Raw genomic sequence first — 19245 nt, forward strand, 5'->3', positions numbered from 1 at the left:
GTCACGAGCTCCGGGGAGTGGCCGGGGTCGACCGCGCCGAGAGCCACGCGGTGCCGAGCATCAGCGCACCGGCCGCGGCGAGCCCCGCCACGCGCAGGGAGCCGTCGAGGTGGGCGGTGTCATAGAGGAGCGTCTTGCCCACGGAGATGGCGACGAAGCAGAAGCCCGCGTCGCGAATCACGGGAGCGCCCCGCTTGCGGCCCAGGAACACGAGCACCACGCCGATGACGAGCCAGCCCAGCGTGAGCACGAGCCGACGCGCGATGTGGTCCTCCGCGACGCCCAGGGTGAGGAAGTGGAAGTAGAAGGTCCACGACGTGGCGATGGTCGCGGCGGTGAGGCCGAACCAGACGAGCACGTCACGGATTCGCTCCAGTTGCGTGTCACCGCGACGCAGCGAGCGCGGCAACATGATGACGGACGCGATGAACGTCAGCGCGAGTCCCACGAGCAACAAGGGTTGCTTCGTCGCCGCGTACCACAGGCCTCCTGTCACGGAGGTGGCGAGCACTGCGATGGGGAAGATCAGCAGTCCTCCGCGAGGAACCGCCAGGAAGCCCAGGGCCAGCGTCGCGACCGCCGCCAGAATGAGGAGCGCCTCCACGGGCATGTGGAGGTCCCGCCAGAGGAACACCGCGGCCAGGGCCAGCAATGCGCCGCCGAGCCCACCCAATACCTTCACGTCCCACTTCGCCATCATCTCCGTCATCGCCAATCCTCCACCGCCAACCCGTGGCGTGTGGGGAGGCTCCGATTGCATCGGACCTGCCAACCGCTGACGCACGGCATCACGCACGTTTGCGCGGTGGGGCGGGCTCACGGTGTGCAGCGCGCGGCACACCGTGGGGAGGCCGCTGCACAGCGCGCACGAGCGCTACCGGCTCACGGCTCTTTCCCTGAACTGAGTCTGCCCCAGTTCGGTGGCCCTCTTGCGCTTCGGTTTCATGGTTGTTGGACCCACCACGTCGTTCAAGTCCAGACGGGCTGGCAGTACCTTGAGTCTGCCTTTGCGCGAACCCCTCTCGCGCGGCGCTCGGAGATTCCTGCCCATGCCCCATCCCTCTGGGAGCGTTGTCCTATTCACGAATGGCGAGACCTCCTGCGAATTCTTCCAAGACTTGGGGAGGGACACGCTGCTGTTGCCCGCGCTGAAGGTCCCGTTGCGACCGGGGGCCTTCGCCTCGATGGGCCTGCGGGTGGACGATGCGCGTTGACGCTCTGCTCTGGGTCGTGGCGTTGCTGACCGCGGGATGCTCCTCGGTGACGCAGGTTCCCGGGCGTGGCGAAACGCTGAGCTACACACCCCGACAGTGGCGACACGCGACTCCACGAGCTGACGCGACGCGCGCGGGACCTGGCACAACCACGGGCGCCGTCGGGGGCGAAAGGCAAAGCGCTGAACGAACGCATCAAGCCCTCCTCGACTCCATCAACGAGGCGAAGGGCTCGCTGAAAGGAGTCGAGTCCGCGTTGTCCAAGATGGTGACGCGTCGGCCTGGCTTCGATGGCCGGAGCATCAACGGCGAGGTGTTCACGCGCTTTCTCCATCATGGCGACAAGCAGGCGACGTGGATTCGCGGCGCGCTCGAGAGTACGACCGGACTGACGGAAGTGGCCTCGGAGGTGGGGGATCCGGCCATGGAGCTGGGGATTCTTCGCATGACGGGGCCCAAGCTCCAGGCCGCGATGTTCGGGACGCTGCTGCTGGCAACCTGGGGCGACTTCCTTCAGCTCTCCGACGCCTTGCTCCGAGAGTGTTTCATGTGCGGCATCGAGAAGCAGTTCGTGGACCTCAACCGCGTTCGGGGCTTGATGGAGACCGCGCTGGCGGACCTCGCCTCCCAGGACCCTGACCGTGTCGAGGCGGCGGCCCTCGGGATGCCCGAACTGATGGGGACATTGACCCGGGAGTTCAACACGCTTCGTTCGGATGGACTGTCGGCCATAGAGGATGGAGGCAAGGTCCTGGTGGCCATGCAGGTGTTGGAGATGGTCACCCTGATCTCCTCGCTGAAGATGTCGCTGCCACGGCTGCCCCCGGCCACACCTGCGACGCTCGGCGTGGGCCTCACGATGAGTTCGGGGGGAGTCATGGCGGGCTCGCGAATCGTCGTCTCCGCTGAGTGGGTGGAGATGATGCGAAGGCTCGTGCAGGCGGGCGTCATCTCCGTTCCGGCAGTGAGCGCGGCCGTCCGCATCCACGGCGGTCAGGTCATGATGGCGCAGGCCCACCAAGGCCTACCCAAGGGTGTGCGCGACGCGCTGGGGGACAGTCCCGAGGTGCGCGGCATGCAGGTGACGGGCAGAGCGGGAGCGGGCATGTCCGAGGCTCCGAAGCACCACGTCATGCCCAAGGAGCATCGCGAGTGGTTCGAGCAGCGCGGCTTCAAGGGTGACCTGGACATCGACCAGTTCTGTGTTCGACTGGAACGGGCCCACCACGAGGCGATTCACGGCGGGGGGAACTGGAAGCTGGGGCGCATATGGCCCGACGAATGGAACAGGAGGATCATGCGCACCCTGAATGATGCGGAGTTGTCGGCAGGGCAGAAGTTGACGCGCAATGAGGTGCTGAGCATCGTCGCGGAGAACATGAGGCTCTACGACATTCCGATGAAGTTCACCAAGGGGCGCAGCCGATGACCGACGGACGTTCATGGCAGGGGGATTGGAAGGCCCGCCTCTATGAACGGGTCCGCGAGCGTGGCTTCGACTCGCTGACCGCCTTCGCGGATGCACGTCCTGCTGTCCCGCTGTACGCCCTGGCCGAAGAGCTTGGCAAGGATGACGTCGCAGGGGTGCAGGTGTTGACCGGGTTGCGCACTGAAGCGGAACGACGGAAGCAAGTCACACGACTTGTTCGAGACTTGCTCGCGCGGGAGTTGGCAGCAGGCCTTCCCAACGGGTGGCCAGCCGAACTTGATGATGTGACCCGCTTCCAGGTCGCCAAGGCGCTTGGCCTCTGGTCGGGCTCCACTCCAGAAGCCTATTCGGAGCGCACTCGACAGGTGATTGTCGCGCTCCGCGCGAATCCGCCCCCCGCGAGCTGGCGCCCGCTCGGCCCTGACGACGAGCTTCTCCGGGCGCTGCTGCCGGACGACGAAGCCTGAGCGGAACCAGCGCGTCCTGCTCCGGATTTTCGACCGCCCTATCAGGTGAACTCAGGGCTCGCTGGCCATCTTGCCGGGGGCGACCACGGCCAGCAGCAGCGCCACCGTTCCCGCGAGCGCACCCGCGATGGCGAACTGGAGCGCGAAGTGGCCTCGGGCGAGCGCCAGCGCGGCCACCGTCAGTGAGCCTCCCAGCAACCGCGTCGCATAGAGACTGCTGGTCACGATGCCCCGGTGGTGCCACGGCGCGCGTGACTGCGGGCCGATGAGCGACGTGCTCGCCGCCGGCCCCAATCCCATGCCGAGCACCGCGAGCGAGACGAGCGCCGGGAGCGTGCCCCAGTCATACGCGGCGGTGAGCGCCAGGAGCCCCGCCCCCGTCGCGGCCACCGCGAAGCCCACGCCCGCGCTCAAGCGCATGCCTCCGCGCACCAGCAGCTTCACGCCAAACGTGGAGCCCACCGACCAGCCCAGCAACATCGGCAGGAGCGTCAGCCCCGCGACGATGGGCGTCTGGCCGCCCTGCTCCGTCATCCACAGCGGCACCCACGCGGCCATGCTGTAGAGCAACGCCCCGCCCGCGATGCCTCCCGCCACGCCACTGAGCACGGTGCGGTCCTTCACCAGCTCCATCGGCAAGAGCGGCGCCTCCGACCGACGCTGCTGGAACACCAGCGCCGCGGCCCCCACCACCGCGCCCAGCAGGCACAGCCAGCGCAGCTCCGCGTGACCCGGCTCCAGCGAGAACAGGAGCATCGCCGCCGACGAACCCGCGAGCACCGGCCCCCAGCGGTCCAGCTTCACGTCCGTGCGACGCGGCGGGTCTCGATAGGAGAGGTACAGCAGCAGCGCGGCGAACAGGCCCACTGGCACGTTGACCAGGAACACCCAGCGCCACGAGGCGTGCATCACCAGCCATCCACCGATGAGCGGCCCCACCGCGTTTCCCGCACCCCAAGCACCGGTGAAGAGCCCCTGAACGGCGGCGCGCTCGCGCAGCGTGTAGAGGTCCGCGCTGATGGTGAGCGTGGTGGGCTGAAGCGCGCCCGCGCCCAACCCCTGCAACACGCGGAAGGCGATGAGCCCCTCCACCGAATGGGCGAGCCCGCACAGCGCGGAGCCGACAAGAAACAACCCCATGCCGGCGAAGAAGACGGGCTTGCGTCCCAGCCGGTCCGCCAGCTTCCCGGAGATGAGCACGCCCACGGTGGACGCGAAGAGGAACGCGGAGAAGACCCACGAGTAGAGGTGCTGTCCGCCCAGCTCCCGGGTGATGGTGGGCATGGCGCTGGTCACCACCGTGCCCTCGAAGGCACTGACCACCAGGGCCAGCAGCACCGCGCCAGTGGCCATCCGCCGCGCCGCTCCAGGCCGTGCGGAAGACACCGGCTCCACCGTCAAGCCGCTTCCATCCATGGCACACGTGTAACCGGGGGCTCCCCATGCGGAAATCGCAACTTCCGCATAGACTTCATGCGGAATCCGCATGACCCACGAACAGCTCCAGGCATTCCTCCGCGTGGCCCAGGAAGGCCGCCTCTCCAGGGCCGCCAAACGGTTGGGGCTGTCCCAGTCCGGGCTGTCCCGCCAGCTCCAGTCGCTGGAGGCGGCGCTGGGCACTCGCCTGCTCGTCCGCACGCCCGGGGGCGCCGTGCTGACGGACGCGGGAGAGCGGTTCCTGCCCCACGCACGGCGCGCGCTCGATGCCCTGGCGGCGGGTACCTCCGAGCTGGAGCGGCTGTCGAACACCCCTCGCGGGCCGGTGTCGCTCGGCACGCTGCACACCGTGGGAGCGTACCTGCTGCCGGACATCATCCCGGCCTTCGCGCAGCGGTTTCCGGACGTGCGTCCCCGGCTCAGCGAGGCCATGGCGTCGACGCTGGAGGAAGGCGTGGCCCGTGGCGCGCTGGACCTGGCCATCCTGTCGCTGCCCGTGCGACGGGCGGACCTGGTGTCGCAGAAGCTGTGGGAGGAAGTGCTGATGCTGGCGGTGCCGCGCGGACACCGACTCACGAAGAGCAGCCGGCCGGTGACGCTCGGAGACGTGGTGGAAGAGACGTGGGTGGTCATCCCCAGCATGAGCGGCACGCGCGCGCTGGAGGCGGAGTGCGAGGCGCGCGGGGTGACACCGAAGGTCGCGATGGAGACGGACAACGCGGAGGCGATGCGGCGCATGGTGGAGCGCGGACTGGGCATCGCGCTGGTGCCAGAGCTGATGGCCAGGGACCACGCGGCGCGCGGCTTCGACGTGGTGCCGCTGGCGAAGAGCGGCCTGAAGCGACAGGTGGCGCTGGTCCACCGGGGCGAGGGCTACCTCACGGCGGCGGCGCGCGAGCTCAAGTCCTTCATCGTGGAGAGCGTGCGCGCGATGCCGGAGCCCTGGGGAGCGGGCAGGCGTGGAGGAGCGCCCTCGGGGCAGCGGGTGCGGTAGCCTGTCGCGCGTGGGCGGATGACGGGAGCCCACGGGTGAGAGGGCTGTCGCATGTCGCTGAAGGTGATGACGTTCAACGTGTTGCAGGGAGGCGAGGAGCGGTTCGACGACATCGCCACCTTCCTCTCCCGGGCCTCACCGGACGTGCTGGTGCTCCAGGAGTGCCTGGGCTGGGAAGACGGCGGGCGCCTGCGTCGGGTGGCCGAGGCACTGGACGTGCCGCAGGACGACGCGCACGTGGTGCTGGGTCAGTCCCGCTCGCGCCCCAGTGGGCGCAGCTACCACGTCGCGGTGGTGAGCCGCCCTCCCCTGCGCTCGCTGCGCATCCACAATGACCGCCACTTCCTGGGCCACTGCATCGTCGAGTGCGAGCTGGAGGCCAACGGACCGGTGACGCTGTTCGGCACGCACTTCGACGCGCACCACGAGAGGCTCCGCTACGTGGAGGCGCGCTACCTGCGCTCGCTCATCGACCCGGCGAAGTTCCGGGACGGGCAGTACCTGCTCGCCGGAGACCTCAACTCGCTGTCGCGCAGGGACCCGTACCCGGTGGACCTGGAGGACAGGCTGCGTCGCGCGGGGACGGACAAGTACGGACACCCGCCGCGCTTCGACGTCATCGACGACGTGGAGGACTTCGGCTGGGTGGACACGCTGCCGACGCGGGCCGGGTCCACGAAGTGGGTGACGGCGCGGCGCAACCGGGGTGGCGTCACCATCGACTACCGCACCGACTACGTCTTCGCGTCACCGCGCATGGTGGAGCGACTGGTGTCCGCGGAGGTCATCGACGTGGGCGACACGTCCGACCACAACCCGTTGGTGGCCACGTTCCGCTGACACGCGGTCGTCCGCGCAAGATCCTGATAGCGCCAGCCCCGGGAGGACTCCGATGGTATGTCCATGCGAACCACCCTCCTCAGCCTGCTGCTCGCCCTGACCGCATGCGCCCATGCGCCGCCTTCCGTCCCCGTGGAGACGATTCCCGCCCGCCCCGAGGACGTGGCCTCCATCGATGGGGTGATGAAGGCCTTCTACGAAGTGGTGAACCTCGCCCCCGACGCACCCCGGCAGTGGGCACGCGACAGGACGCTCTACAGCCCATGGATTCACTTCGTGTCGATTGGCCAGAAGGTCTCCATCTGGGACCACCAGGGCTTCGTGGAGGCCACGGAGCCACTCGTCCGCGCCGGGTTTCGCGAATGGGAAATCAATCGCGTCACGCGCCGGTACGGCAACATCGCGCATGTGGCTTCGACCTACGAGACGCGGACGGGCCCCGGAGAAGGCTCGCTCTCGCGGGGCGTCAATTACCTCCAGCTCTACTTCGACGGCGCGCGCTGGTGGGTGACGAGCGTGGTGTGGCAGTCGGAAGACGCGGCGCATCCCATTCCACCGGAATTGCTTCCCGCCTCGAGTCCTTGAGCATGACCGCGCGGGCGAGAGAATGAGCTGGGACCTCCCCAGTCCGATGCGCCCGCTCGTCGAGGGAAACGAACTCTTCGTGGGCGAGTGGACGTGTCCCGGAGCGCGCCAGGCTCGGACGCTGGAGCAGGCGCACTACGTCGAGCTGGACCTGCTGCGCGCGGGGATGCATGTGCGGACCCTCGGTCGGCAACGGAGCGTGGTGGACCCGACGACCGCCGCGCTGCAGGTTCCGGGTGACGAGTACTGGATGGCCTCGACCGGGGAGCAGCCACAGCGCAGCACACTGCTGCTCCTGCGTGGCGCGCTGGCGGAGGAGCTGGGCCCGCACGTTCGAGCCCAGGTCCTCCAGGTCTCCGCGGAGGTGGCACGCCTGCACTTCAAGCTCTTGCGGGACACGGACCCGCTGGCGCGAGAGGAAGTCGCGCTGGCCCTGGTCCATCGCTTCGTTCGGGACGCCGTGCCCGAGCGGACGCGAGCAGCCTCCGTCACGCCCGCGTGGCGTCAACTCACGGAGGAGTTGCAACACCAGGTGGCCACGCGCTTCGCGGAGCGGCTGACGCTGGAGGCGCTCGCTTCAAAGGTCCACGCATCCCCCTTCCACGCCAGTCGCGTCTTTCACGCGGTGACAGGGGAGACGCTGCATCGACACCTCACCCGCGTGAGGCTGCGCGCCGCGCTGTTCGAGTTGGAGGAGGCATCAGGCCGCCTCACGGACGTCGCGCTCGGAGTGGGCTTCTCCTCGCACAGTCACTTCACCAGCGCGTTCCGGCAGGAGTTCGGGTGCACGCCCTCGGCGCTTGCACGCGGGCGCGGCTGAGCGCGCGTCACCTCCGCTACGCTCCCCCTTTCGATGCCCTACGACAAGACGCGCGGGGATGTTATCCCTCCAGCGTTTCATCGGGACGTGGTGCGAAGGAGGAGCAGCGTGGCTCGGACGGACAGCTTCGTGGAGTACGTGGTGGAGTTGCTGGAGAAGCTCGGACCGGTCCAGGCTCGGCGGATGTTCGGCGGGTGGGGCCTGTACTTCGGAGGGCGGATGTTCGGCCTCATTGGAGACGGACAGCTCTTCCTGAAGGTCGACGATGTCACCAGGCCCGACTTCCAGGCCGCCGGCTGCCGCCCCTTCATCTTCGAGGGCGGCGGGAAGACGGTGGCGCTGGGCTACTGGACGCCGCCCGCCGACGCGAGCGATGACGCCTATGAGCTGCTGCCCTGGGCTCGCCGTGCCGTCGACGCGGCGGCGAGGGCCGCGCTGAAGAAGGCTCCGAAGAAGAAGCCCGCCGCGGCAGCGAAGAAGGCCCCTGCCGAGAAGAAAGCGCCAAAGAAACAGGCCCCCGCGAAGAAGACCCCGGCCCCAAGCAAGCCGAAGCCGAAGTCCCTCTCGACGAGGTCGACGCCCCCGAAAAAGCCCGCCGTCGCCAAGAAGACCGCGCGCAAGAGCCCCCGCCTCAAGCGGTCTTGATGGACGAGGCCGACTCCAGGCCCAGCTCGGCCACGGAGACCTCCCGCATCCGGAACTTCTGCACCTTGCCCGTCACCGTCATCGGGAACGCGTCCACCAGCTTCCAGAAGCGCGGCACCTTGAACGTGGCGATGCGGCCCGTGCAGTGCTTCCTCAGCTCCTCGGGCGTGAGCGTCACGCCCGGCTTCGGCTTCACCCAGGCCATCACCTCCTCGCCGTACTTCGCGCTCGGCACACCGATGACCTGCGCCTCGCTCACGCCCGGGTGCGTGTGCAGGAACTCCTCCACCTCGCGCGGAGAAATGTTCTCCCCGCCCCGGATGATGAGGTCCTTGATGCGCCCGACAATCCGCACGTAGCCATCCACGTCCATCGTCGCCAGGTCGCCGGTGTGCATCCACCCCGCCGCGTCCACCGCCTTCGCCGTGGCCTCCTCGTTCGCCCAGTACCCCAGCATGACGCTGTAGCCCCGCGTGCACAGCTCTCCCGCCGCCCCGCGAGGCACCACCGCCCCCGTCTCCGCGTTGATGACCTTCACCTCCAGGTGCGGATGCACGCGCCCCACCGTGGACACCCGCTTGTCGAACGGGTCATCCAGCGAGCTCTGCGTGGACACCGGAGACGTCTCCGTCATCCCGTAGCAGATGGTCACCTCGCGCATGTTCATCCGCGATTGCACCTGCTTCATCACCTCCACCGGACACGGTGAGCCCGCCATGACGCCGGTGCGCAGCGTCGTCAAATCGAACTCACCGAAGCGCGGGTGGTCCAGCTCCGCGATGAACATCGTCGGCACGCCGTACAGCGACGTGCAGCGTTCCAGTTGCACCGCCTGGAGCACCGCCAGCGGGTCGAACGCCTCGCCCGGAATCACCATCGTCGAGCCATGCGACGTGCAGGCCAGGTTCCCAATCACCATTCCGAAGCAGTGATAGAAGGGCACGGGGATGCACACCCTGTCCTCCGGCCCGTAGCGCAGCGCCTCGCCGATGAAGTACCCGTTGTTCAGCACGTTGTGGTGCGACAGCGTGGCGCCCTTGGGGAAGCCCGTCGTCCCGGACGTGTACTGGATGTTGATGGGGTCGTCGAACTGGAGCGACGCCTCGCGGTCCTCCAGCGTGTGCTCGCTCACGTGCTTCGCGTTGGAGAGCAACAGTTGCCAGTCGTCGTCCAGCACCAGCGCCACGCGGAGCTGAGGACAGCGGGGGCGGACCTCCTCCAGCATCGCCCGGTAGTCCGTCTGGCGGAAACCCCGCGCCAACAGCAGCACGCTGGTGCCCGACTGGTTGAGCGAGTACTCCAGCTCCGCCGTGCGATAGGCCGGGTTGAGGTTCACCAGGATGGCGCCAATGCGCGCCGCCGCGTACTGCGTCACCACCCACTCGAAACGATTGGGAGACCAGAGGCCCACGCGGTCCCCCTTCTCCACGCCCATCGCCAGCAGGCCCTTCGCCACCTGCGTGGTGGTTTCCCACAACTCGCGGTACGTGGCCCGATACCCCTGCGAGACGACGACCAGCGCCTCGCGGTCCCCATGGCGCTCCACCGTTCTTCGCAGGTTCTGCCCGAGGGTCTCACCGAGGAGCGGCGTGGCACTGGTGCCATGGACATACGAGGGAGCCTGGCTCATGCACCCATCGTCACGCCGTCAAGAAGGTCGAGCAAGCGCCCCTGGGGCGAGTCCGCTGTGGAGCGCCCGCCCGACAAGCGGTCCTAAACCCGGGCGACCCGGTGGATGCTGTTCCCTTCAGGCCCCCCGTTGGGTCACCGGAGGCCACTCCCCGCGCCCTCGGGCCCCCCCCGGCCGGCGCCAGCCAGGGCAGCCCCTGGGCATCCCCCGCTGTCCACTTGTCCCACACTCACCCGAACTTCCGAGCCATCCAGGGATTCAGGTGGTGCGGCCCCACCACGCACCGCATTAAATGGAGGGGTTCATGGATGATTCCAACGCCAGGCTGGTCGCGGCACTGCTGGAAGCCCGACAGCGCCACTGCTTCCCCCCGGACGTGCGCCGGGCGGCCCCCGAGTTCGTCGCACAGGTCCTCGGGCTGCTGTTCCCTCACTTCGCGGAGCGCCTGGAGTGTACCGCCGCCGCTGTCCGCCGGGACGTCACCACCGTGGAGGCCAGCCTCCACCGGCTGCGCGAGACGCTCGCGCCCCTCTACCCGGACATCAACGCCAGCATCCCCGCGCGCTTCATGGAACGGCTGCCGGAGCTCTACGACTGGCTCCGTCAGGACTCGCAGGCCATCTTCGACGCGGACCCCGCCGCCCGCTCCGTGGACGAGGTCATCCTCACGTACCCGGGCTTCCAGGCCATCGCCATCTTCCGCGTGGCCAATGCGCTGCACATGCTCGGCTTACCGCTCCTGCCACGGCTGCTCACCGAGTTCGCCCACCAGCGCACCGGCGTGGACATCCACCCCGGCGCCACCATTGGCCGGCGGTTCGTCATCGACCACGGCACCGGCGTCGTCATCGGTGAGACGACGCTCATCGGCGACAACGTGAAGCTCTACCAGGGCGTCACGCTGGGCGCCCTCATGGTGGAGAAGGCCCTGGCGGACAAGAAGCGCCACCCCACGATTGAGGACGACGTGGTGGTGTACGCCAACGCCACCATCCTCGGAGGGGAGACGGTGGTGGGCCACGGCAGCATCATCGCCGGCAACGCGTGGCTCACGCAGAGCATCCCTCCGGGTTCCGTCGTCACCCGACGCAGCGAGATTCGTCCCCGTGGAGCCGACGGCGTGCTGGACGCCATCGAGTTCCACATTTGATGACGCCTTTGCGAAGCACCTACCCCGCGCAGCCCCCGACGAGGCCCGACATGAAGGTCAACAACATCCTCGAGACCATCGGCAACACGCCGCACGTACGCATCAACCGGCTGTTCCCGTCGCGCGTCACGGTCCATATGAAGCTGGAGCGCGCCAATCCGGGCGGCAGCATCAAGGACCGCATCGCCCTCTCCATGATTGAGGACGCGGAGAAGCGCGGCATCCTCAAGAAGAACAGCGTCATCATCGAGCCCACCAGCGGCAACACCGGCATCGGTCTGGCCATGGTCGCCGCGGTGAAGGGCTACAAGCTGGTGCTCGTCATGCCGGAGTCGATGAGCGTCGAGCGCCGCCGCCTGATGGCCGCCTATGGCGCGACGTTCGAGCTCACCCCGCGCGCCCAGGGAATGAAGGGCGCCATCGCCCGCGCCAACGAACTGCTCTCCCAGGTGCCCGACTCGTGGATGCCCCAGCAGTTCGAGAACGAGGCCAACATCGAGGTGCACAAGCGCACCACCGCCCAGGAAATCCTCAAGGACTTCCCGGACGGGTTGGACTACCTGATTACCGGCGTGGGCACCGGCGGCCACATCACCGGCTGCGCCGAGGTGCTCAAGCAGCACTGGCCCAAGCTGAAGGTCCTCGCGGTGGAGCCCACCAAGTCGCCCGTCATCAGCGGCGGCCAGCCCGGCCCCCACCCCATCCAGGGCATCGGAGCGGGCTTCATCCCGAAGAACCTCCACACCGAGGTGCTGGACGGCACCGTGCAGGTCACCGAGGAAGACGCCTTCGAGTTCACCCGCCGCTCCGCGCGCGAGGAGGGCATCTTCGTGGGCGTCTCCTCCGGCGCCGCGCTGTCCGCGGTGAACCAGAAGCTGGGTGAGATGTCGGATGGCAGCCGCGTGCTGTGCTTCTGCTACGACACCGGCGAGCGCTACCTGTCCATCGACACGCTCTTCTCGCCCCAGGGCTGAGCGCCGTCAGCCGCCGTATCCCCGCACCAATTCCACCAGCCGGTCCATCTCCTCCGGCAGGTTGTAGAAGTGCGGGGACAGGCGGATGCGCCCCCGGCGCACGGAGTGGGCGACGTGGTGCTCGGACAGATACGCCCCGAGCGCCCGCGCCTGCGCCCCGGGCGGCAGGAAGGTGAGGATGCCCGCGCGATGCTCCGGCGCGGGCCCCACCTCGCAGCCCAGCGCGAGCAGGCCCTTCTCCAGATACGCGAGCAGCTCGCGGATGCGCGCCTCGATGTTCTCCACGCCCACCTCCTGCAACAGCTCCAGCGCGGCGCCCAGCGCGTAGAGGCCCGGGTACGCGGCGCTGCCCTCCTCGAACTTGCCCGCGTCGGCGCGCAGCTCGAAGTGGGTGCGGTTGAAGTTCCACGCATCGGTGGTGCTGCGCCAGCCCACCAGCACCGGACGCAGCCGGGGCAGCACCTCCTTCGCCACGTACAACAGGCCAATGCCGGAGATGCCGAGCATCCACTTGTGACTGTCCGCGCTCAGGAAGTGGATGCGACACTTCTTCACGTCCACCGGCACACAGCCGACGCTCTGGATGCCGTCCACGCAGAAGAGGACGCCCGCGCGCTCACACACCCGGCCCACCGCCTCCAGGTCCGTTCGGTGCCCCGTGGCGAACTGCACGGAGGACACCGCCACCAGCCGCGTGCGCGGCGTCAGGGCCTGCTCCACCGCTTCGGGGGTGACACCTCCGGAGGGCACCTGGATTTCGCGCACCGCGACGCCTCGGTCCTTCAGGTGCAGCCACGGGTAGACGTTGGAGGGGTACTCCAGCGACGTGGCCACGGCCACCTCGTCCCCCGGCTTCCAGTCCAGGCCCTCCGCCACCAGACCCAGGCCGTGGCTGGTGTTGCGCACAAAGGCCACCTCGCCGGGCTCGGCATGGAGCAGGCGCGCCGCCAACGCGCGGATGCGCTCGCAGTGGGCCTCCCAGCCTCGCTCGTGGCGGATGCCATGGTAGACGAGGTCGTCCATCCACTCGCGCACGGCCTCGGCGGCGCGCAGGCTGGTGGGCGCGACTCCGGCATGGTTGAAGTAGAGCTGCTCTTGCAGCACCGGGAAGAGGGCGCGGTAGGACTCGAGGGAGCGCGTCATGCGTCCGAGTCTAGCCACCCGCTTCCCAGTCAGGCGGACGACGTGTGCGGGGAGGCGTGCCCGCGTTCACCCGCCATCAGGGGCCCCCTCCCCTGACGGTGAGCGGATGGGCTATACCTCCGGCCCTCATCAGCGGGGAGCGCAGTGCATGCGTCGCGAGGTTCGCGGTTCCGTGAGGAGCACGTTGCTGCTGGGCCTCCTGTTGGCGGGCTGTGCCGGCACCGTCAAGGCCCCCTATCCGCCCATTCGCGCGGACACCTCTCCAGCGGCGCTCGCGCGCGGGGCGGTCATCTTCCATGCGAGCTGCGAGGCGTGTCACCGGAGCGGTGACGCGGAGACGGCCTCCGGCGCGCCGCTGCACGAGCTGCCGTCGTACATGGGCGACTTCCACTCGTCCAACCTCACCGCGCACCCCACGGCGGGCATCGGCGCGGCGACGGACGAGGAGCTGGCGCGCGTCATCCGCTACGCGGTGAGTCGAGACGGACGGCTGATGGTGATGCCCAGCTATGGCATGGGGGACAAGGACCTGGCGGCGGTGCTGGGCTTCATGCGTTCGGGGCATCCGCTCTTCACGCCGGACGCGACTCCCGCGCCGCGCTCCGACTTCAGCTTCATTGGCGGACTGGGCTTCCGCGTCATCACCGGCAACGAGCCGGTGCAGCGGCCCGTCGTCGGCATCCCCGTGCCGCCCAAGGGCCCCACGCTGGAGTACGGCCGGTACATGGCCCAGGACGTCTACGACTGCGCCTCCTGTCACACGCCGGGCTTCAGTCCGGACAAGACGCAGGGCGATGACGTCTTCTCGGGAGGAATGTCCTTCAAGGACCCGGAGGGCCAGGAGGTCCACTCCAGCAACATCACCTTCCATGAGACGGGGCTCGCCCACTGGACGCGGGCGGACTTCATGCGCGCGGTGCGGGATGGGATTGCGCCGGATGGCTCCGCGCTGCGCTCGCCCATGCCCCGCTTTCGCGGCATGGATGAGGAGGAGGCCCAGGCCCTCTATGACTATCTGCGCTCGATGCCGCCTCGGAAGAACGCCGTGGACGGAGCACGGCCCCGACTCACCGCCACGACGCCCCGCCCGGAATGGGTAGCGCCAGTCTCGTTGACCGAAGACGTCCGTGAAGTGGAAGCGCCCGAGGAGGCCGCACCGACGGGCGAGGTCGCCCACGCGCCCGCTCCAACGAGCGGACACGGCGTTGTGACTCCGGCCGAGGCCACCTCGGCACCAACAAACGTCGCGACCACTGGAGCCACGGCGGCGCCGAGCAGCAGTGCCTCCGCATCGGCGCCACCGAAGGTCGCCACGCCCGCGCCGCGCAAGCCCCGAGTCGTGCCGGCCCGGGTGGATGCGCCCAAGCTCTTCACGCAACTGGGTTGCGCGGGCTGTCATGCGCCGGGGGCCCGCTACCATGACCGGATCGCGCGCGCCTCCCGACGAGGCGACGCGGAACTGGTGCGCTGGGTGCGCAACCCGGAGCAGTTCCAGCCGGGGACGACGATGCCCACCTACGCGGAGCTGCTCGACGTACCGACCGCGCTGGCGCTCGTCCGCTGGGTGAAATCCGGAGGCCCCGCGACCCTGCCTCCCGTCTCCCACTGACCCGCTGAAATTCGCGGGAAATGACCGGAGAAAGGGAGCCCCCACGTATCTGGGGTGGAAGTTCCTCGGGGTGTCCTTCGACACGCCGGGGCACGTGCCACCCCGGTGCCAACCGGCCCCTGCCCCGGGGTGGTGCGTGTAATCTTCCAAGCCTTCCGCCCCGTGGGGAGAAGGCTGCGTCCGGGACGCGGCTCGCATAGCGTGGACGCATGACGGAGTGCCTCCTCAACATCGACCTGGGTGAGCTGCCCGACGAGGACGCGCGGCTCTATGCGCTCGCCCAGGTGGCCAACATCGCCTGTGGTGGACACGCCGGAGACGACGCCTCCATGCGCCGAGCGCTGGAGCTGTGCGCGCGCCATGGCACCCGGGTGTGCGCGCATCCGTCCTACGAGGACCGCGAAGGCTTCGGACGGAGAGCGCTCGACGTGACACCGGACGTCCTGCACGGACAGGTGGCGAGCCAGTGCGCGCGCCTCTCCAGGCTGGCGCAGGAGCAGCGGGTGCCTGTCGTCTACGCCAAGCTTCACGGCGCGCTGTACCACGCGGCCAACACCTCGCCCGTGCTGGCGCGCGCGGTGGTGGAGGGAATCGTCGAGGCGCTCGGCACGGGCGTCACCCTCATCGCTCCCGCCGAGGGCTCGCTGCGAGACGCGGCGAGGAACGCGGGGCTGGCCCATGCACGCGAGGGCTTCGCGGACCGGGGCACGCTTCCGGATGGCTCGCTGATTCCCCGGGGGCAACCGGGCGCGGTGCTCACGGAGGCTGCGAAGGTGCGGGAGAACACCGTGCGGCTGGCGACCCAGGACACCGTCGACACGGTGTGCGTGCATGGCGACACGCCCGGGGCGGTGGAGCTGGCCCGCGAGGTGCGCGCCACGCTGGACGCGCTGTCGCTCCACGTGGAGCCGCTGGGAGACGGCGCGCTGCGGCTGACGCTGCCCGACAGCCTGGAGCGGCGGGCGGCGCGCGAGGTGCTGCGGGCCCTGCCCGGTGTGGTGGACGCCGTCGTCACCGAGGAACACGCCTGCGTGTACTTCGACCCCTCCGCGCCTCCCGATGAACCCCGCCTGGCGCTGGCGCGACTGCTGCGCGAGACGGTGGCCCCGCCGGAGCAGACGCTCATCACGTTGCGCGTGCGTTACGACGGGCCCGATTTGGAGAAGGTCGCCACGCGCGCGGGCCTGTCCGTGGACGAGGTGGCCCGGCTCCATGCGGCGCGCGAGTACTCGGTGCGCTGCGTGGGCTTCCTCCCGGGCTTCGCGTACCTGGGCGAGTTGGACCCCCGCATCGTCGTGCCGCGCCTTCCCACTCCGCGCATGCGCGTGCCGGCGCTCGCGGTGGGCATCGCGGGAGGACGCACGGGCGTGTATCCCTTCGCGTCACCGGGGGGCTGGAACCTGATTGGCACGGCGCTGGACTTCACGGCCTTCCACCCGGACCGGGGCGCGGTGTTGCAACTCGGTGACCGGGTGCGCTTCGAGCGGGTGGGATGATGGCGGGCTGGCTGGAAATCGTGGGGATGGGAGGGCCCGCCACGGTGCAGGACGGCGGGCGGCCGGGGCAGATGCACCATGGCGTCCCACCCGGTGGCGCGCTGGTGCCGGAGCTGCTGGCGCTGGCCAACCGCGCCGTGGGCAACGCCTGGGACGCGGCGGCGCTGGAGTGCCTGGGGTCCCTGGAGCTGCGCGCGCGAGGCAGGCCCTTGCGCGTCTCGGTGGATGGGAGAAGCGCACAGGTGGTGTCCGACGGGGAGAGCCTCCGCGTGCCCGCCCCGGAGCACGCCAGCATCCGCTACGTCGCGGTGGACGGTGGACTGGACGTGCCGGAGGTGCTGGGTGGGCGCGGCACGCTGCTGGTGGCGCGACTGGGTGGACACGAAGGGCGCGTGCTGCGCCCCGGGGATTCGCTTCCCGTGGGAGCGCCGCGAGGGCCCTCGGAGCAGGTGGACGCGGAAGGCATCTGGGATGACACGGCACCCATCCGGCTGATGCTCGGACCGGACACGGAGAGCTTCGACGCGCTGATGGCGGCCTCGCTGCTGGGCAGCACCTTCACCGTGTCGAGCGCGAGCGACCGCGTGGGGATGCGCCTGCAGGGTCCCGCGCTGGCGCATGGCGATGAGGGCGCGAGCACGTCGCGGCCCATGGTGCGCGGCGCCATCCAGGTGACGCTGTCGGGTGAGCCCATCATCCTCGGGCCGGACCACCCCACCACGGGCGGTTATCCACTCATCGCCACCGTCATCCGCGCGGACTGGGGTCGGCTCGGAGCACGGCGCCCCGGAGCCACCGTCGAGTTCCACGCCGTCAATCCAGACGAAGCACGCGAGGCCTGGCGACAGCACCTGCGGCGCTTTCGTGGCGGAGCCCGAGCAGGGTGAACCGCATGGAGCTGCGCACCGAACGGCTCGTCCTCCGGGACTTCCAGCGCGAAGACACCCCGAGCGTCTTCGCCTACCACTCCAAGCCCGCGTACCTGGAGCACTACCGCCAGCCGCCACCGACCCAGGAGGACGTACGCGCCTTCGTCGCCATGCTGTGTGGCTGGGCGCAAGAAGTCCCCCGGGCGAAGTACCAGCTCGCCATCACCCTGGACAGCCGCGTCATCGGCACCTGCGGCGTGCGCAAGCAAGCGCCCGAGGACACCTCCGCGGAATACGGCTGCGAGCTCGACCCGGCCTTCTGGGGTCACGGCTACGCACGCGAGGCGTCGCGGGCCCTGCTCGAGTTCGGCTTCCAATCGCTCGGCCTGAAGAGGCTGTTCGCCCTCACCCAGCCCGGCAACCTCGGCGCCATCCGGCTCGCGGAGTCACTCGGCTTCCACCGCGTCACCGAAGGCCGCTACGAGCGACTCCACCCCTGACGCTCAGCCCTCCATCGGCAGCGTGAAGGTGAAGGTCGTCCCCTGCCCGAGCTCGCTGCGCACGCGCACCGCGCCACCGTGCGCCTCGACGATGCCTCGGGTGATGGAGAGCCCCAGCCCCACGCCACTCCCAGGCACTCGCGTCGGCCGCTGGAGCCTGTCGAACAAGACGGGCAAGACCTCCGGCGCAATCCCCGCCCCCGTGTCCTCCACGCTCAGCTCGACCCAATCCGCATGGACCTCCGCCATGACGGTGATGCGCCCACCCGCGGGCGTGAAGCGGACGGCATTGCCCACCAGGTTGGAGAACACCTGATGGATGCGGTCCGGGTCACATCGCACGTCGACATCCCGCTCGGGCACGCGCAGCTCCAGCCCGATGCCCCGCTCCTGTGCCAGCGGCCCCAGCTCCGACGCCTGCTCCAACAGCCGCGAGAGCGCCAACGGCACGCGGCTCACCCGGAAGCCCCCGCCCTCGATGGCCGCGAAGTCGAGCAGGTCATGGATGAGCCGCTCCATCCGCAGCGCCGAGCGGTTGAGCGTGTCCAGATGATGCCGCGCGCGCCCGTTGAGCGGAGACAGCAGCGGCGCCAGCAGCGATGACGTCATGGCGATGACGCCCAGCGGATTGCGCAAGTCATGGGACACCATCGCCAGCAGCTCCCGGCGCAGGCGCGTCTCCGACTCGGCGGCCCGCCGCGCCGCGCGCTCCGCTTCGTACAGCCGCCCGTTCTCCACCGCGACGGCCGCGGAGTCCGCGAGCGACTGGAGGAGGGACACTTCCCGAATCCCCGGCACCCGGCGCTCCGCCCAGTACGCGCCAATGGCCCCCACGGGGTCCGCGCGACGCACCGGCACCATGACGAGGCTCTTCACGAACGTCGCGCGGTAGACGTCGTGAGGGATGCGGTCATCCGCGTAGATGTCCTCGATGACCACGGGCTCCCGGTTCAAGATGGCCCACCCGGAGATGCACGACTCGATGGGGAACCGATGGCCCTTCCATAAGGGGGCAATGGCCTCCTCATCCGCGTAGTGCACGAGGTTGCCTTCGCGCAGGACGAACGTGACCCCATCCGCGCCACTGAGCTGTCGTGCCGCCCGGCGCACCAGCGCCATGACGTCTTCCAGCGTCCTCAGGTGCGCCAGCTCCTGCACCACGTCCAGCAAGACCAGCGCGTCGTCGAATGTCAGCGCCTCCAGTGGCAGGCGCTCCTGAAACCTTCGCAAGGGACGGCCTCCTTGTGAGAAGGACTCAGCCAACACACCTGGGAAACAGGACGTTCATTCGCTCGTCGTGTCCGCCCGGAGAGCATCCTGGCGACCTGCCTCCTGTCGACCTCATCTAGATATAGGAACCCGCGACCCGCCCGGCCACGCCGCGCGCCCAGGGAGCACCCGACGTCACGGGCTTTGCCCACGCGTCGACATCCGCCCACCACC

General features: G+C 69.2%; 18 protein-coding genes. 13 read left to right on the forward strand and 5 right to left on the reverse strand.

From position 1 onward, the window contains the following. Window position 1 precedes the first annotated feature (1 nt). Window positions 2-709 (reverse strand): DUF2339 domain-containing protein, encoded by a 708-nt coding sequence (locus tag HUA75_RS23595; protein WP_174462810.1) that lies wholly within the window; start codon window positions 707-709, stop codon window positions 2-4. A 770-nt stretch (window positions 710-1479) separates the two neighbouring features. Between HUA75_RS23595 and HUA75_RS23600 the strand changes: the two genes are divergently transcribed. Together HUA75_RS23600 and HUA75_RS23605 are read left to right on the forward strand one after the other, a co-directional pair. After that, window positions 1480-2643, forward strand: a complete 1164-nt coding sequence (locus HUA75_RS23600) for a DUF2380 domain-containing protein (protein ID WP_306440862.1) — start codon at window positions 1480-1482, stop codon at window positions 2641-2643. Then, on the forward strand, window positions 2640-3110 hold the full coding sequence (locus HUA75_RS23605) for an NUDIX hydrolase (protein ID WP_141641595.1): 471 nt from the start codon (window positions 2640-2642) through the stop codon (window positions 3108-3110). The genes HUA75_RS23600 and HUA75_RS23605 overlap by 4 nt, the downstream gene beginning before the upstream one ends. 51 nt (window positions 3111-3161) lie before the next feature. Here HUA75_RS23605 and HUA75_RS23610 read toward each other — a convergent pair whose 3' ends face one another. Beyond that, window positions 3162-4526 (reverse strand): MFS transporter, encoded by a 1365-nt coding sequence (locus tag HUA75_RS23610; RefSeq protein ID WP_141641596.1) that lies wholly within the window; start codon window positions 4524-4526, stop codon window positions 3162-3164. A 70-nt stretch (window positions 4527-4596) separates the two neighbouring features. On the opposite strand from HUA75_RS23610, the gene HUA75_RS23615 reads away from it, so the two are divergent. The 5 genes from HUA75_RS23615 (at window position 4597) to HUA75_RS23635 (ending at window position 8431) form a co-directional block, all read left to right on the forward strand. After that, the gene (locus HUA75_RS23615) at window positions 4597-5541 is read left to right on the forward strand and encodes a LysR family transcriptional regulator (protein ID WP_141641597.1); all 945 of its coding nucleotides are present in this window, start codon (window positions 4597-4599) and stop codon (window positions 5539-5541) included. Between the two features lie 51 nt (window positions 5542-5592). Further along, complete coding sequence (locus tag HUA75_RS23620) at window positions 5593-6381, forward strand: endonuclease/exonuclease/phosphatase family protein (RefSeq protein WP_141641598.1); 789 nt, start codon at window positions 5593-5595, stop codon at window positions 6379-6381. A gap of 63 nt (window positions 6382-6444) precedes the next feature. Then, complete coding sequence (locus HUA75_RS23625; RefSeq protein ID WP_141641599.1) at window positions 6445-6966, forward strand: hypothetical protein; 522 nt, start codon at window positions 6445-6447, stop codon at window positions 6964-6966. A 22-nt stretch (window positions 6967-6988) separates the two neighbouring features. Beyond that, a complete protein-coding gene (locus HUA75_RS23630) occupies window positions 6989-7786 on the forward strand; it encodes an AraC family transcriptional regulator (protein ID WP_141641600.1) in 798 nt (265 codons plus the stop codon). A gap of 108 nt (window positions 7787-7894) precedes the next feature. Beyond that, window positions 7895-8431 carry a TfoX/Sxy family protein gene (locus HUA75_RS23635; RefSeq protein WP_141641601.1) on the forward strand — a complete coding sequence of 179 codons (537 nt, stop codon included), beginning with the start codon at window positions 7895-7897 and terminating at the stop codon, window positions 8429-8431. Here the strand turns inward: HUA75_RS23635 and HUA75_RS23640 are convergent. Then, a complete protein-coding gene (locus HUA75_RS23640) occupies window positions 8418-10061 on the reverse strand; it encodes an AMP-binding protein (RefSeq protein WP_141641602.1) in 1644 nt (547 codons plus the stop codon). The genes HUA75_RS23635 and HUA75_RS23640 overlap by 14 nt on opposite strands. 304 nt (window positions 10062-10365) lie before the next feature. Here HUA75_RS23640 and epsC point away from each other — a divergent pair, with 304 nt between their 5' ends. Both epsC and cysK read left to right on the forward strand, forming a co-directional pair. Beyond that, the gene (epsC, locus tag HUA75_RS23645; protein WP_141641603.1) at window positions 10366-11211 is read left to right on the forward strand and encodes a serine O-acetyltransferase EpsC; all 846 of its coding nucleotides are present in this window, start codon (window positions 10366-10368) and stop codon (window positions 11209-11211) included. Between the two features lie 50 nt (window positions 11212-11261). After that, window positions 11262-12185 carry a cysteine synthase A gene (gene cysK / locus HUA75_RS23650; protein WP_141641604.1) on the forward strand — a complete coding sequence of 308 codons (924 nt, stop codon included), beginning with the start codon at window positions 11262-11264 and terminating at the stop codon, window positions 12183-12185. Window positions 12186-12191: 6 nt separating this feature from the next. Here cysK and HUA75_RS23655 read toward each other — a convergent pair whose 3' ends face one another. After that, window positions 12192-13328: an aminotransferase class V-fold PLP-dependent enzyme gene (locus HUA75_RS23655; protein ID WP_174487694.1), complete on the reverse strand. Its 1137-nt coding sequence runs from the start codon at window positions 13326-13328 to the stop codon at window positions 12192-12194. Between the two features lie 148 nt (window positions 13329-13476). On the opposite strand from HUA75_RS23655, the gene HUA75_RS23660 reads away from it, so the two are divergent. From HUA75_RS23660 to HUA75_RS23675, 4 genes are all read left to right on the forward strand, one after another. Next, on the forward strand, window positions 13477-14937 hold the full coding sequence (locus HUA75_RS23660) for a c-type cytochrome (protein WP_174487695.1): 1461 nt from the start codon (window positions 13477-13479) through the stop codon (window positions 14935-14937). A 209-nt stretch (window positions 14938-15146) separates the two neighbouring features. After that, on the forward strand, window positions 15147-16433 hold the full coding sequence (locus HUA75_RS23665; RefSeq protein ID WP_174487696.1) for a LamB/YcsF family protein: 1287 nt from the start codon (window positions 15147-15149) through the stop codon (window positions 16431-16433). Beyond that, the gene (locus HUA75_RS23670) at window positions 16430-17320 is read left to right on the forward strand and encodes a biotin-dependent carboxyltransferase family protein (RefSeq protein ID WP_254627720.1); all 891 of its coding nucleotides are present in this window, start codon (window positions 16430-16432) and stop codon (window positions 17318-17320) included. The genes HUA75_RS23665 and HUA75_RS23670 overlap by 4 nt, the downstream gene beginning before the upstream one ends. Window positions 17321-17325: 5 nt before the next feature. Continuing rightward, window positions 17326-17802, forward strand: coding sequence for a GNAT family N-acetyltransferase (locus HUA75_RS23675; protein WP_254623775.1), 477 nt, complete (start codon window positions 17326-17328; stop codon window positions 17800-17802). Window positions 17803-17805: 3 nt separating this feature from the next. On the opposite strand, the gene HUA75_RS23680 is transcribed toward HUA75_RS23675, so the two are convergent. Then, window positions 17806-19032 (reverse strand): GAF domain-containing sensor histidine kinase, encoded by a 1227-nt coding sequence (locus tag HUA75_RS23680; RefSeq protein WP_141641609.1) that lies wholly within the window; start codon window positions 19030-19032, stop codon window positions 17806-17808. Window positions 19033-19245: the final 213 nt, after the last annotated feature.

The organism is Myxococcus sp. CA040A (genome assembly GCF_013336725.1).
In the GTDB taxonomy this organism is placed as follows: Bacteria; Myxococcota; Myxococcia; order Myxococcales; family Myxococcaceae; genus Myxococcus; species Myxococcus llanfairpwllgwyngyllgogerychwyrndrobwllllantysiliogogogochensis.